The organism is Lysobacter sp. P5_C4, assembly GCF_054049695.1.
In genome coordinates this window covers 632,257-645,613 of the sequence record NZ_JBFULX010000001.1, presented here as the reverse complement: position 1 = coordinate 645,613, position 13,357 = coordinate 632,257, and the positions used below count along the sequence as shown (strand labels likewise).

The 13,357-nt window shown below is 68.6% G+C and carries 11 protein-coding genes and 1 pseudogene; 7 read left to right on the top strand and 5 right to left on the bottom strand.

Going from position 1 to position 13,357, the window contains the following annotated elements:
* Window positions 1–14 precede the first annotated feature (14 nt).
* From rlmD to ACXJJ8_RS02995, 6 genes and pseudogenes are all read left to right on the top strand, one after another.
* Window positions 15–1,379: a 23S rRNA (uracil(1939)-C(5))-methyltransferase RlmD gene (rlmD, locus tag ACXJJ8_RS03020; RefSeq protein ID WP_499026837.1), complete on the top strand. Its 1,365-nt coding sequence runs from the start codon at window positions 15–17 to the stop codon at window positions 1,377–1,379.
* A gap of 36 nt (window positions 1,380–1,415) precedes the next feature.
* Window positions 1,416–2,414 carry a beta-N-acetylhexosaminidase gene (gene nagZ, locus ACXJJ8_RS03015; RefSeq protein ID WP_499026835.1) on the top strand — a complete coding sequence of 333 codons (999 nt, stop codon included), beginning with the start codon at window positions 1,416–1,418 and terminating at the stop codon, window positions 2,412–2,414.
* The gene (locus tag ACXJJ8_RS03010; RefSeq protein ID WP_499026833.1) at window positions 2,411–2,962 is read left to right on the top strand and encodes a hypoxanthine-guanine phosphoribosyltransferase; all 552 of its coding nucleotides are present in this window, start codon (window positions 2,411–2,413) and stop codon (window positions 2,960–2,962) included. Before nagZ ends, ACXJJ8_RS03010 begins: the two co-directional genes overlap by 4 nt.
* 2 nt (window positions 2,963–2,964) lie before the next feature.
* Window positions 2,965–3,726, top strand: a complete 762-nt coding sequence (locus ACXJJ8_RS03005) for an S-methyl-5'-thioinosine phosphorylase (protein ID WP_499026832.1) — start codon at window positions 2,965–2,967, stop codon at window positions 3,724–3,726.
* 107 nt (window positions 3,727–3,833) lie between these two features.
* Window positions 3,834–4,040, top strand: a complete 207-nt coding sequence (locus ACXJJ8_RS03000) for a cold-shock protein (protein WP_036169005.1) — start codon at window positions 3,834–3,836, stop codon at window positions 4,038–4,040.
* Window positions 4,041–4,093: 53 nt separating this feature from the next.
* Window positions 4,094–5,712: pseudogene (locus ACXJJ8_RS02995) on the top strand (acyl-CoA dehydrogenase family protein).
* On the opposite strand, the gene ACXJJ8_RS02990 reads toward ACXJJ8_RS02995, so the two are convergent.
* From ACXJJ8_RS02990 to ACXJJ8_RS02970, 5 genes are read right to left on the bottom strand one after another with little or no spacing between them, the layout of a single operon-like run.
* Window positions 5,713–6,291, bottom strand: coding sequence for an HD domain-containing protein (locus ACXJJ8_RS02990; RefSeq protein ID WP_499026831.1), 579 nt, complete (start codon window positions 6,289–6,291; stop codon window positions 5,713–5,715).
* Window positions 6,292–6,295: 4 nt separating this feature from the next.
* A complete protein-coding gene (locus ACXJJ8_RS02985; RefSeq protein WP_499026830.1) occupies window positions 6,296–8,071 on the bottom strand; it encodes an ABC transporter transmembrane domain-containing protein in 1,776 nt (591 codons plus the stop codon).
* Entirely contained in the window at window positions 8,071–8,658 is a 588-nt protein-coding gene (locus ACXJJ8_RS02980) for an IMPACT family protein (RefSeq protein ID WP_499026829.1), read from the bottom strand. The genes ACXJJ8_RS02985 and ACXJJ8_RS02980 overlap by 1 nt, the downstream gene beginning before the upstream one ends.
* Window positions 8,655–9,614, bottom strand: coding sequence for a hypothetical protein (locus ACXJJ8_RS02975; protein WP_499026828.1), 960 nt, complete (start codon window positions 9,612–9,614; stop codon window positions 8,655–8,657). Before ACXJJ8_RS02975 ends, ACXJJ8_RS02980 begins: the two co-directional genes overlap by 4 nt.
* Window positions 9,611–10,201 carry an RNA polymerase sigma factor gene (locus ACXJJ8_RS02970; RefSeq protein WP_499027192.1) on the bottom strand — a complete coding sequence of 197 codons (591 nt, stop codon included), beginning with the start codon at window positions 10,199–10,201 and terminating at the stop codon, window positions 9,611–9,613. The genes ACXJJ8_RS02975 and ACXJJ8_RS02970 overlap by 4 nt, the downstream gene beginning before the upstream one ends.
* Window positions 10,202–10,491: 290 nt before the next feature.
* On the opposite strand from ACXJJ8_RS02970, the gene ACXJJ8_RS02965 reads away from it, so the two are divergent.
* Entirely contained in the window at window positions 10,492–13,305 is a 2,814-nt protein-coding gene (locus tag ACXJJ8_RS02965; RefSeq protein WP_499026826.1) for an EAL domain-containing protein, read from the top strand.
* The last annotated feature ends 52 nt before the right edge of the window (window positions 13,306–13,357 follow it).

The following is a 13,357-nucleotide window of genomic DNA, read 5'->3' as shown; positions in this document are numbered from 1 at the left end:
CGGGCCGGGCGATAATGCCCGGCCCCATCCCCGCAGTCTTCGCATTGGCCCGCCTCGACCAGACCCCATTCGAAATCCGGATCACCGGCCTCACCCACGACGGCCGCGGGGTCGCCCGCCGGGCCGATCCCAAGGTCCCCGGTGCAGGCAAGGCGATCTTCGTCGCAGGCGCGTTGCCCGGCGAGACCGTCATGGCGCAGCAGACCGCGCGCCATAAAAGTTTCGATGAAGGCAAGACCCTCGAGGTGCTCGTCGCCGCGCCCGAACGCGTGATCGCGCGATGCCCGCATTTCGGCGTCTGCGGCGGTTGTGCGTTGCAGCACCTCGACGAAGGCCAGCAGATCCACGCCAAGCAGCGCGTGTTGATGGAAAACCTCGAACGCATCGGCCACGTCACGCCCGACACGGTGTTGCCGCCGTTGGTCGATGCGGCCTGGGGCTATCGCCGCAAGGGCCGCTTCTCCGTGCGGCGCGTGGAGAAGAAGGACAAGACGCTCGTCGGTTTCCGCGAACAGGACCCGCGCTTCGTCGCCGACCTGCGCGAGTGCCACACGGTGATTCCGCAGATCGGGACGAAGATCGCCGCGCTCTCCGCGTTGGTCGATGGGATGGATGGGCGTCGCGAGATACCGCAGATCGAGTTCATCGCGGGCGACGACACGATTGCGTTGGTCTTTCGTCATCTTGCGCCGTTGTCGCCGCGCGATACGCAAGCCTTGGAAGACTTCGCGAAGGAACACGATTTCGCCATCTTCCTGCAGCCCGGCGGCATCGATTCGGTGCACGCGCTGTGGCCGCATCAACCGAAGCTGGCTTTCACGCTGCCGGCCTGGGACATCGAACTGCAGTTCCGTCCGCTCGACTTCATCCAGGTCAACGCGGGCCTGAACCAGCACATGATCGCCAACGCATTGGCGTTGCTCGACGTGCAGCCGGGGGATCGCGTGCTCGATCTGTTCTGCGGCCTGGGCAACTTCACGCTGCCGCTGGCGCGCACCGCGGCCGAAGTGGTGGGCGTCGAAGGCGACGCCGGCCTGATCCGCCGCGCGCGCGAGAACGCGACGCACAACCAGCTCACGAACGTCGACTTCCACGCCGCCGACCTCGCGCAGGACCTGTCCCAACACGCCTGGATGCGCGCCGGTTTCGACCGCCTGCTGCTCGATCCGCCGCGTTCGGGCGCCGATGTGGTGTTGAAACAACTTTCCCTCGACGGCCTCGAGCGCATTGTCTACGTCAGCTGCCATCCGGCCTCGCTGGCGCGCGATGCCGGGTACCTGGTGAACGAGCGCGGCTGGAAGTTGCGTGCCGCCGGCGTGATGGACATGTTCCCGCACACGGCGCACGTGGAGAGCATCGCGATGTTCGAACCGCGCTGAACGTATGATCCGTCGAAAGACCAAGGAGTCCCCCGCATGCTCGTGATCGGCGTCGCCGGCACCGAACTCACCGCACAGGAACGCGATTGGCTGCAGCACGACGCCTGCGCCGGCGTGATCCTGTTCACCCGCAACTTCGCTTCGCGCATGCAAATCGCCGAGTTGTCGCAGGCCATCCGCGAAGCCGCGCCGCGGCCGCAGCTGATCTGCGTCGACCAGGAAGGCGGCCGCGTGCAACGGTTCCGCGACGGTTACAGCGCGCTGCCCTCGCTGGAACAATTCGGCAAGCTCTACGGCAGCCTCCCCGACCGCGCGATCGCGTTGGCGAAGGAACATGCATGGGTGATGGCGAGCGAAGTGCGCGCCAGCGGCGTGGATCTGAGTTTCGCGCCGGTGGTTGATCTCGGCCGCGGCAACCGCGCCATCGGCGACCGTGCATTCTCCGCCGATCCGCAGATCGTCGCCGAGTTCACGCGCGCCTATGTCGAAGGCATGCACGCGGCGGACATGGCCGCGACGCTCAAGCACTTCCCGGGCCATGGCTCGGTGCTGGAAGACACGCACTTCGACGATGCGGTCGACAACCGCACGCTCGACGAAATCCGCGCGCTCGACCTGATGCCCTTCGTCGCCGGCATCGACGCCGGCGCCGACGCGGTGATGATGGCGCATGTGGTCTATCCGAAGGTCGCGCCCGAACCGGCGGGCTACTCGCCGCTGTGGATCGAAGACATCCTGCGCAAGGAGATGGGCTTCAAGGGCGTGGTGTTCTCCGACGACATCGGCATGGCCGCGGCGTTCTCGGCCGGTGGCGTGAAGGCGCGCATCGATGCGCACCTGGATGCCGGCTGCGATGTCGTGCTCGTCTGCCATCCCGAACTCGTCCCCGAGTCGCTCGCCGCCGTCGAAGGCCGCAAGCTCAACACGATGGCGCTCGCCGGTTTGATCGGTCGCGGCCCGCTCGCATGGGAAGGCCTGCTTGCCGATGCGCGCTATACCGACGCGCACGCGCGCTTCGGCGGCGACCTGGCATGAACGCAGCGCCGCTGGCCGATGCCTTGAAGCGTTCGGTCGTCGTGCACGACCGGCAGGCGATCGAGGAAGCGATCGCGCGCATGTCGGTACGCATTCGCAACGATTTCGCGGGCAGCGTGCCGGTGTATCTCACGGTGATGCACGGCGGATTGCCGTTCGCCGCGCAGCTTGCGCTCGAACTCGGCGCGCGCGGGCTCGACCTGGAATTCGATTACCTGCATGCAACGCGTTATCGCGGCGCGCAGTCGGGCGGCACGCTGCACTGGAAGCATCGGCCTGCCACGCCCTTGCGGGGTCGGCGCGTGTTGCTGGTCGACGACATCGTCGATGAAGGCCATACGTTGTCCGAAGTGCGCGCGTGGTGCCGCAGCGAAGGCGCCACCGACGTGCGCATCGCCGCGCTAGCGGTGAAGGCGCACAACCGCTGCGTGCCCGGCCTGACGGCCGACTACTCGGGCCTGGTCGTGCCGGATCGCTACGTGTACGGCTACGGCATGGACTATCACGAACAGGGCCGCAACCTGCCGGCCATCTACGCGCTGGAGTGACGATGCACCACGCCGACCTCGCCCTCGCGGTCATCGGCGGCACCGGTGTGTACCGGATCGCCGAACTGGAAGACGTCGAAAGCCACCTGCCCGAAACGCGTTACGGGTTTCCTTCGGGGCCGGTGCGGGTGGGGCGCATCGCCGGCAAACGCGTTGCGTTCCTCGCGCGCCACGGGGAAGAACACGGCGTGCCGCCGCACAAGATCAACTACCGCGCCAACCTCGTCGCGTTGCAGAGGGTCGGTGCCACGCGCGTACTCGCGCTCAACACGGTCGGCGGCATCACCGACCGCTTCGGTCCCACGGTGCTCGCCTGCCCGGACCAACTGATCGACTACACCTGGGGCCGCATTTCGACCCTGTCCGAGGAACCCGGCACCGACGTGTTGCACGTCGACTTCGGCGATCCCTATACGCCGGCGTTGCGCGCGCAGGTCATCGCTGCAGCGCAGGGTGCGGGGGTCGCGCTGGTCGAGGGCGGTTGCTATGGCGCGACGCAGGGCCCGCGCCTGGAGACGAAGGCCGAGATCGCCCGCATGCGCCGCGATGGCTGCGACCTCGTCGGCATGACCGGCATGCCGGAAGCCGGCCTGGCCCGCGAGCTCGGTCTGTCGTACGCGTGCCTGGGGATCGTCGCGAACTGGGCCGCCGGATGCGGCGATGCAGCAGAGATCACGATGGCCGAAGTGCTGGCCAACGTTGAAACCGCTTCCAACGGGATCCCACCCCTGCTGAGGGCGCTGCTGGGCGGTTTGGGCAGCTGAACGGCTGTTGCCATCCGTTCATACTCATGCATACTCGCGCCGTGCGCGGAGGCCCCCGCACCCGGCGCACGCACACGCAACCGCACCCAGACGAGGTCACACAGGTTATGCAGTACGGCACCGTGAAGTGGTTCAACGACGCGAAGGGTTTCGGGTTCATTGCCCCGGAAGACGGCAGCGCCGATGTGTTCGTGCATTACTCGGCGATCAACAGCAAGGGCTTCCGTAGCCTCCAGGAAGGGCAGCGCGTGAGCTATGACGTCGTCCAGGGCCCGAAGGGTGCCCAGGCCGCCGGCGTGGTGCCCGTCGCCTGAGCCTGAAGCGCATCGTTTCGCTCGGAAAGCCCCGCGCATAGCGGGGCTTTTTTATTGGGGCCGATGCTATCGTCGATCGCGTGAGCTCGGACAACCAGCCGCCGGAATTCGCCCCGCGCGACCTGTGGCGCGACGATGTCGCCCTGCGCGAGTCGATGGCGCGCGAAGGCGCCGCGGCGTTCGCCGATCGCGTCGCCGCCTACGCGCGGCTCGCCGGCGACACCCTGTACGCACTCTCCTTCGACGCACATCGCGACCGCCCGCGCCTGCGCACGCACGACCGCTTCGGTGCGCGCATCGATCGCGTCGAGTTCCATCCGAACTACCACGCGCTCATGCAGGCGGCGGTCGAACACGGTGTCGCCGGTCTGTCCTGGCGCACGTCCGCGCCGGGCGCGCACGTCGCGCGCGCTGCGCTGAGTTACCTGCACCACCAGGTCGAACCCGGCACGAGTTGCCCGCTGACGATGACGCATGCGGCGGTGCCCGCATTGCGTCGTGCACCGGCGCTGGCGCAGTGGGCCGACAAGGCGGCCGCGCCGCATTACGATCCGCGCGAGCTACCGATCGCCGACAAGCGCGGCGTCACGCTCGGCATGGGCATGACCGAGAAGCAGGGCGGCTCGGACGTGCGTGCCAATACCACGCGTGCGCAAGCGATCGGCGGCGAGGAGTACGCGCTGACAGGCCACAAGTGGTTCTTCTCCGCGCCGATGTCCGACGGCTTCCTCGTGCTCGCGCAAGCGCCGGGCGGCTTGACGTGTTTCCTGTTGCCGCGGCGCCTGCCCGACGGTTCGAAGAACGCCTTCACCCTCACGCGATTGAAGGACAAGCTCGGCGATTGGTCCAATGCTTCATCGGAAGTCGAATTCCAGGCCGCACGCGCCACGCGCGTCGGCGAGGAAGGACGCGGCATCGCCACGATCCTCGACATGGTGATGCTCACCCGCCTGGATTGCATGCTCGGCTCGGCGGCCGAAATGCGCATGGCGCTGGCGCAGGCCCTGCATCATGCGCGGCATCGCCTGGCGTTCGGGAAGCTGCTCGCCGATCAGCCGTTGATGCGCAACGTGCTCGCCGACCTGGCCATCGAATCGGAAGCCGCGCTCGCGCTGTCGATGCGCGTTGCGCGCGCGGTGGATGCAGCGGCGCAGGACGCGCGCGAGGCCGCGTTCGCCCGCATCGCGACGGCGATCGGCAAATACTGGATCTGCAAGCGCGCGCCGGCCTTCGTCAACGAAGCCCAGGAGTGCCTGGGCGGGAACGGATACGTCGAGGAATCGCTGCTGCCGCGGCTGTATCGCCAGGCGCCGCTGAATTCGATCTGGGAAGGTAGCGGCAACATCCAGTGCCTCGACGTGTTGCGCGCATTGCATCGCAAACCGGAAACCGGCCAGGCGTTCTTCGCCGAACTGGGCGAAGGGCTGCATCCCGCGCTCGATGCGGCGATCGCGCGCCTGCGCACGATGCTGCACACGCCGGAGGAAGCGGGCGCACGCCTCCTGGTCGAACGGATGGCGCTGGCGTTCAGGCCTCGATCCTGCTGCGCGCGAATGCGGCCATCGCGCCGATGTTCTGCGAAAGCCGCCTCGCCGGTACGCACGGCCTTGCGTTGGGCACCTTGCCCGTCGACGACGCGGCGTTCGAAACGATCCTGTCGCGCGCGTTGTAATCAGTCGGCGAAAAAGCCCCGGCCGCGCGCGGCTTCCAACTGCGGCGCAAGCCACGCCCACAGCGCCGGGCAACCGGCCTGGATCGGCGGACCGACCTTGCGGATCACGCGCTCGTACACGATCCCGTTCTCGACCCAGCTTCCGCCCCCGTTGGCGAGGTTGAGCAGCACGGGCATCGCACGATCGGCCGCGTGCGCGAAACGCGCTTCGGGCGTCCCGCCGTCTTCGAACTCTTCCCACAACGCGAGGAAACGCGCGCCGTGTGCATTGGGCAGCATCCCGAAGATCCGCTCGACCGCGACGCGTTCGGCCGCCTTGCGTTCGGCCAGGCCCGTGTCGTCGTAGACGATGGTGTCGCCGGTGTCGATCTCGCCGATGTCGTGCACCAGGAGCATCTGCATCACGCGGTGCACGTCGACACCAGGGTCTGCGAATTCGGCCATGGCACCGGCAAGCATCGCGATCTGCCAGCTGTGTTCGGCCGAGTTCTCGTAGCGGTCCAGGCCGATGGGCCTGGACTTGCGCGTCACGCCCTTCAGGCGATCCAGTTCGAGGATGAAGTCCACGACATGTTGCATGCGGTCAATCCAGGAATTGCAGGCGGGCGAGATCGGCGTAGAGCCCGCCCTGCGCGAGGAGTTGCGCGTGCGTGCCTTCGGCCACGATGCGGCCGCGGTCCATCACGACGATGCGGTCGGCCTTCAGCACGGTGGCCAGGCGGTGCGCGATCACCAGCGTGGTGCGGCCCTGCATGAGGTTTTCAAGCGCATGTTGCACGGCGCGTTCGCTCTGCGCGTCGAGCGCGGAGGTCGCTTCGTCGAGCAACAAGACCGGCGCGTCCTTCAGCAAGGCGCGCGCGATGGCGATGCGCTGCTGCTGTCCGCCGGACAGGCGCGCGCCGCGTTCGCCGAGTTCGCTTGCGTAGCCCTGGGGCAGGGCGGCGATGAAGTCGTGCGCTTCGGCCGAGCGCGCGGCCTGTTCGACGTCCGCATCGGTGGCCTCCAGGCGGCCATAGCGGATGTTGTCGCCCGCGGTCGTGGCGAAGATCGTCGGCGCCTGCGGCACGAGCGCGATCGATTCGCGCAGGCGCGCGGGATCGAGCCTGCGCAGGTCGATGTCGTCGATGGCGATGCTGCCGCGTTGCGGATCGTGGAAGCGCAGCAGCAACGCGAACACCGTGCTCTTGCCGGCGCCCGACGGCCCGACCAGCGCCACCGTTTCGCCGGGGCGAACGTGCAGCGAGACGCCTTCCAGTGCCGGGGCATCGGCGCGCGAGGGATAGTGGAAGACGACGTCGTCCAGGCGGATGTCGCCGCGCAAGGGCAGGGGCAACGGCGTCGGATCCGCAGGCGCGACCAGCAAGGCGCGTTCCATCAACAGGTCGTTGATGCGGCCCATGCCGCCGGCCGCGCGCTGCACGTCGTTCCACACTTCGGCGAGTGCGCCGACCGAACCGCCGCCGAGCATCGCGTACAACACGAACTGCCCCAGCGTGCCCGCGCTCATGCGCCCGGCCACGACGTCGTGCGCGCCGGACCACAACACGATGATGATCGCGCCGAAGAAGGCGGTGATCGCGATCGCGGTGACGATCGCCTGCATGCCGATGCGGCGGCGCGCGGTGGCGACGGCGCGCGCCACCGCGTCGACGAACCGACCGCGTTCATAGGGTTCGCGCGCGTGCGATTGCACCGTGCGCACGTTGCCGAGCACCTCGCTGGCGAGCGCATTGGCATCGGCCACGCGATCCTGGCTCTGGCGCGACATCTTCTGCAGGCGCCGGCTGCCGATCACGATGGGCGCGACGAACAGCGGGATGCCGACCATCGTGTACGTCGCAAGCCGCGGGCTGGTGACGAACATCATCGCGATGCTGCCGAGCACCATGATCAGGCTGCGCAGTGCGACGGAGATGCTGGAGCCCACGAGGCTGCGCAGCAGTTCGGTGTCGGCCGACAGGCGCGAGACGAGTTCGCCGCTGCGCGTGGATTCGAAGAAGGCCGGATCCAGCCCGAGCAAGTGGCTGTACAGGCGCTGCCGGAGATCGGCGACGACGCGTTCTCCCAGCAACGAGACGAAATAGAAACGCGCCGCGGTGGCCAGCGCGAGTGCAGCCGTCACGCCGAACAGCAGCGCGAAGGTCGCGTCGATGTTGCTTGCGCTGTGGAAGCCGTCGTCGATCATGCCGCGCACCGCGACGGGCAGCGCGAGCGTCGCGGCGGAGGACGCGCACAGCGCCAGCAACCACGCGGCGAACAACCCGCGCTGGCGATGCACGAAGGGCCACAGCCCGCGCAGGCTGACGACCTTGCCCTTGGCCTGTGCGGTTTTCTCGATCTGTGCGGATGCGTCGGCCATCAGCCATTGTCCCCGATGCGCGCGCGATTGCGCGTGGCGTCGCGCAATTGGGCGGCCAGGGCGTCCACGCGATCGGCGGGAAGGCGGACGCGCAGGCGCAAGCCATCGGCATCGAAGCTTTCCGCGAGTCGCTGCGCCCCATGCGCCGCAAGCGCGGCATGCACCGGTCCGGTGTCGTCGAAGCCGGCAAGGATGTCGAGTTCGCGCCAGTCCACCAGGGCTTCGCGCGGTGCGATTCGAAGGCATTCGGCCGCGGCACCACCATAGGCGCGCACCAGCCCGCCGGGACCGAGCTTCACTCCGCCGTACCAGCGCGTGACCACCACCATGACGCGATCGAAACCCTGGCCGTCGATGGCCGCGAGGATGGGCCGGCCCGCCGTACCCGCGGGTTCGCCGTCGTCGCTGGAGCGGTAGTCGCCGCCGATGCGCCAGGCCCAGCAGTGGTGCGTCGCGGGCGTGCGCGCGATGTCATCGAGGAAGGCGAGCGCTTGCGCGGGTGTTTGCACCGGCGCGGCCTGCGCGAGGAAGCGGCTGTGCCTGACCTCGATGGCGTGCGAGGCGGGTGCGGCGAGCGTGTCGGTCATTCGCCGAGCGCGCGCAGGTCCTCGGGCAACGGCTGGCCCGGGTAGCGCGCGCGGAAGGCATGCAGGCTTTCGCGCGCCTGGTCGAGTTGGCCGGCGTGCACGAGTTCGCGGATGCGCAGCAGCCAGGCATCGCGCACGGCCGGGTCGTTCGCCGTGGCGGGAGGCACGACTTCTTCGTCGGCTTCGGCGGACGCGGGTTCTTCGGCGCGGGCGGCTTTCGCGGCGACGTCGGCGGCCGTGGCCTGGCGGCGGCGTTCGAGGGCAGCGTCGGCCTGGTGTTGGGCGGGCGCGGCTGCGGCCGCGGCCGGCGCGGCGCTGCCGCGCGCGTCCGCCTCGCGCGCGATGTGTTCGGCGTTCGGAACCGTCGTGCTTTCGAAGGTCGTGACTTCCCTCGGTGTCGGCGCGGCCGGCGCGGGATGCACCGCCTCGTCGAGCACGATCGCCGGCTTGTACCCGAAGGCCTGCGGTTCGGGTTCGACTTTCGCGCGCGCCGGTGCGCGCGGGGGCGATCGCGGTTGCGTCGCCACCGATTCCTCCGGCGGCGGCGCCGGCACGTTCATCGGCCGGCGTGGCACGACGCGCGCGGACATCGACGGCGGCGGGGGCGGGCGATATTCGACCGCGTCTTCCGCGGGCGCCTGCACCACGGGGGCGGCCGCCGGCGTACCGGGCATCTCGCGCAGGTTCCAGGCGATACCGCAGGCGATGGCGAGCGATGCGGCGAAGCCGAGCGTCGTGACCCACGCCTGCGGCCTGCGCTTGCGGATCGGCGTGACCTGCGCAGGCCCCGCATGGACGGTTTCCGACGCGGCCGCATGCGCCATCGCGAGGATGCGCGCATCCAGCGAAGGCGACGGCTCGCCCTGCGGCCCGACCTTCGCCAGGCGCTGCGCGAGCGCGCGCTCTTCAGCGGTCAATCCGCCCTGGTCGCGCAAGTTGTCGTCGCGAGTGTTCATGACGCTTCCGCTTCCCGATCCGTACCCGGCTTTTCGCCGGCAAGGCCCGTGCGCAACTTGTCCATCGCGTAACGCAACCGCGATTTCACCGTTTCGCGCCCGACACCCGTGATCGTGCCGATCTCCTCCAACGACAGTTCCTGTTCCAGGCGCAGCAACACCACCTCGCGTTGTTCCGGCGGCAGCGCATCGAGTGCGAGCTGCAAGCGCCGGCGTTGTTCGAATTCCGACAGCTGCCGCTCCGGCGTGTCGGGGTCCGGAATGCGGGCCGCGCGCTCGTCGCCATCCTCGGGCGCCGCTGGGCGGTATTTCATGGCCCGCCAATGATCGCCCAGGCGGTTGTGTGCGATGCGATACAGCCAGGTCCCGAAGGGCGCGTCCGGCTTCCACCCGGCGCGCGCGGCGATCACCTTCTGCCAGACGTCCTGGAAAAATTCGTCCGCCAGGGCCGGGTCCCGCAAGTGGCGGAGGAAATAGCGATACAGGCGGGTCCGGTGGCGGCCGTACAGTTGCTCGAACGCAGCGCCGTCGCCCGATACCCAATCGAGCATCAGCTTCTCGTCGCTGGCCTGTACCCCGTCTTCCATGGCGCGCAGCGTACGGGCTGGCGCGAGGGCGGGGAAGCGGCCGTCGAGGGCAAGGGCGGCGGTCACGTGACTTTCCAACGGCCCGGGTGGCCGCGCGGGGTTCCGGGGCGGGCGCGGATTTCCGTTCATCGGGTTCATGGAGCCTCGCAACACCCTCGCCCGGACCGGCCGTTGCCGATGGCACGAAGCATGTATCCTCGACCCCATGTCTGGGGGGACGAAGTAACGTGCGCAGCCCGGAGTTGGCTGGAGCGACAGGGGTCGCGGCATCGTCCGCAGGGCCGGCACTCGTGCGCGCGGTCCGCGAGGTGTTGCCGACGGACGCCCGCATCGTGGTGTGCTGGCGTGACGCCGGCGGCGACGCCTACTCGGCGGACGACGCGGCACCGGCGGCCTTGATCGCGCGCGCCCTCTCCACGCTCGGCACCAAGGGCCGTGCACGCGACGCCGAACTCCTCGATCACTGGACCACCGAGGTGGGCACCGAGATCGTGCTCGCCGCGCAAAGCGTTTCGGGTGTCGTCACGCCCTTGCGCGATGTCTGGCAGGCGATGGCCCGTCGCACCGTCGCCGCTTCGCTGGAAGCCTGGCAAGCGCGCAATCGCATCGCGACGCTCGAAAAGAGCGAGCGCCTCCAGCAGGCCCTGTACGAAATCGCCGACCTGGCCGGGTCGAGCCTCGAGATGCACGAGATGCTCCGCCGCATCCACGCGGTCGTGGGCTCGCTGATGTATGCCGAGAACTGCTTCATCGTGTTGTACGACGAAGTGCGGCAGTCGCTGCGCTTCCTCTACTTCGCCGACCGCCACGACCCCTACATCGCCGACCCCTCGCACGAGATCCCGGTCGCGGAAGTGCCGACGAGCCTGACGATGGCGCTGCTTCGCCATGGCGAACCCATGCTGGGTCCATCCGCCGCCTTGCGCGCGAAGTTGCTGATTCCGCCCGATCCCGTGCATGGCCCCGATTCGGAAGACTGGCTTGGCGTTCCGATGCGCCGCGAAGGCACCGTGTGCGGCGCGATCGTCGTGCAGTCCTACGAACACCGCGCCAGCTACAGCGACGAAGACCGCGCGCTGCTCAGTTACGTCGCGCAGCACATCCTCACCGCGCTCGACCGCCGGCAGGCACGCAGCGAGCTCGAACGCCGCGTCGAAGAACGCACGCACGCGCTGCAGGAAGCCAACCGCGTGTTGCAGGCGGAGATCGTCGAGCGCCAGCGCGCCGAACGCTTGCAACGCGCGCTGTTCCGCATCGCCGAGTTGTCGATCACCTCCGAAACCCTGGAGCGCTTCTACGCCGAAGTGCACGATGTCGTCGGCGAACTGCTGTACGCGCGCAACTTCTACATCGCGCTGCTGGCGGGCGAAGGCGACGAACTCGAATTCCCGTACTCCATCGACGAACGCGACCCCAACCGCCCGCGCCGCAAGTTCGGCATGGGCATGACCGAATACGTCATCCGCACCGGCCGCGCCGTGCTCGCCGACCGCAACGCCATCGAAGCGCTGGATCGCGAAGGCAAGGTCAAGACGATGGGTACGCTGTCGCACAACTGGCTCGGCGTGCCGCTGTTCCGCGATGAATCGGTGGTCGGCGTGATCGCGGTGCAGAGTTACTCGCCCGCGGTGGCGTTCACGCCGCGCGACCAGGAGCTGCTGACCTTCGTCGCGCACCACATCGGCGCCGGTTTGCAACGCAAGCAAGCGCAGGAAAACCTCAAGGCCGCGCACGCCGAACTCGAAGGCCGGGTGGAAGAACGCACGCGCGAACTGGCCGCGGCGAACGCCGAGCTGATGGCGCAGATCGGCGAGCGCATGCACGCCGAGCGCCGCCTCACGCACCAGGCGCAGCACGACACGCTGACCGGCCTGCCCAATCGCGCGCAGTTGCTCGAACGCCTGGGCCACGCGATCCAGCGCGCACGCAGCGGGACCGACGAGGGGCGTACGTTCGCGGTGCTGTTCCTCGACCTGGACCGTTTCAAGCTGGTCAACGATTCGGTCGGCCACGCGGTCGGCGACGAATTGCTGATCGAAGCCGGGCGCCGCATCGTCGCGGCAGTGCGCGCGGGCGATACCGTCGCGCGCCTGGGCGGCGACGAATTCGCGATCCTCGTCGAACAGATCGACGGGCCGGGCATGGCCGAGGAACTCGCCGGCCGCGTGCTCGGCGCGCTCGGCGCGCCGGTGTGGATCGCGGGCCGCGAATTGTTCCCGACCGCCTCGATCGGCATCGCACATTGGATCCCGCGCTATCGCAGCGGCGAAGACATGCTGCGCGACGCGGACGCGGCGATGTACCGCGCCAAGGGCGCCGGCCGCGACCGCAGCGCGGTGTTCGACGAAGCGATGCGCGACGAAGCCACGCGCATCCTGGACCTGGAAGCCGACCTGCGCCGCGCGATCAACGCCGACGCCTTCGAACCGCATTACCAGCCGATCGTGCGCATCGCCGACGGCACCGTGCTCGGCCACGAAGCGCTGTTGCGTTGGCGCCACGAGAAGCGCGGCGTCCTCTCGCCCGCCGAGTTCATCGGCGTGGGCGAGGACAGTGGCCTGATCGAACAGGTCGACTGGCTGCTCTACGCGCGCGTGATCCAGGACATGGCCACGTGGAATAACGATGGCTACGTGTCCGTAAACGTTTCGCCGCGCCACTTCCGTTCGGCGGACTTCGCCGAACGCCTGCTCGGGCTGCTCGAAGGATCGAACGTCGATCCGGCGCGCCTGCGCATCGAGATCACCGAAGTGGCGCTGTTCGACGATGCGCCGCGCGCGTTGCGCACGCTGAGCGACCTGCGCCGCCACGGCGTGCTTGCCTTGCTCGACGACTTCGGCACCGGCTTCTCGGCGCTGTCGTATCTGCACCACTTCCCGATCGAGTGCCTGAAGATCGATCGCAGCTTCATCAACGGTCTGTCGACCGCCCAGCCGGAAAGCCTTGCGGTGATTCGCGCGATCCTCGCGCTGGCGGGCACGCTCAACATCGACACGATCGCCGAAGGGATCGAGACCGAAGCGCAACGCGATGCGCTGATCGGTTTGGGGTGCGAAAGCGGGCAGGGGTATTTGTTCGCACGGCCCGCGGCGCGTTCCGCCTGATCCATCCGGGAATCGTCTGCTAGTCGCCCTGCGCGCTGACTCGCGAAGGTAA

Coding starts and splice junctions, on each gene's coding strand:
- rlmD (WP_499026837.1), top strand. CDS start 15: ATGCCCGGCCCCATCCCCGCAGTCTTCGCATTGGCCCGCCTCGACCAG.
- nagZ (WP_499026835.1), top strand. CDS start 1,416: ATGCTCGTGATCGGCGTCGCCGGCACCGAACTCACCGCACAGGAACGC.
- ACXJJ8_RS03010 (WP_499026833.1), top strand. CDS start 2,411: ATGAACGCAGCGCCGCTGGCCGATGCCTTGAAGCGTTCGGTCGTCGTG.
- ACXJJ8_RS03005 (WP_499026832.1), top strand. CDS start 2,965: ATGCACCACGCCGACCTCGCCCTCGCGGTCATCGGCGGCACCGGTGTG.
- ACXJJ8_RS03000 (WP_036169005.1), top strand. CDS start 3,834: ATGCAGTACGGCACCGTGAAGTGGTTCAACGACGCGAAGGGTTTCGGG.
- ACXJJ8_RS02990 (WP_499026831.1), bottom strand. CDS start 6,291: ATGCAACATGTCGTGGACTTCATCCTCGAACTGGATCGCCTGAAGGGC.
- ACXJJ8_RS02985 (WP_499026830.1), bottom strand. CDS start 8,071: ATGGCCGACGCATCCGCACAGATCGAGAAAACCGCACAGGCCAAGGGC.
- ACXJJ8_RS02980 (WP_499026829.1), bottom strand. CDS start 8,658: ATGACCGACACGCTCGCCGCACCCGCCTCGCACGCCATCGAGGTCAGG.
- ACXJJ8_RS02975 (WP_499026828.1), bottom strand. CDS start 9,614: ATGAACACTCGCGACGACAACTTGCGCGACCAGGGCGGATTGACCGCT.
- ACXJJ8_RS02970 (WP_499027192.1), bottom strand. CDS start 10,201: ATGGAAGACGGGGTACAGGCCAGCGACGAGAAGCTGATGCTCGATTGG.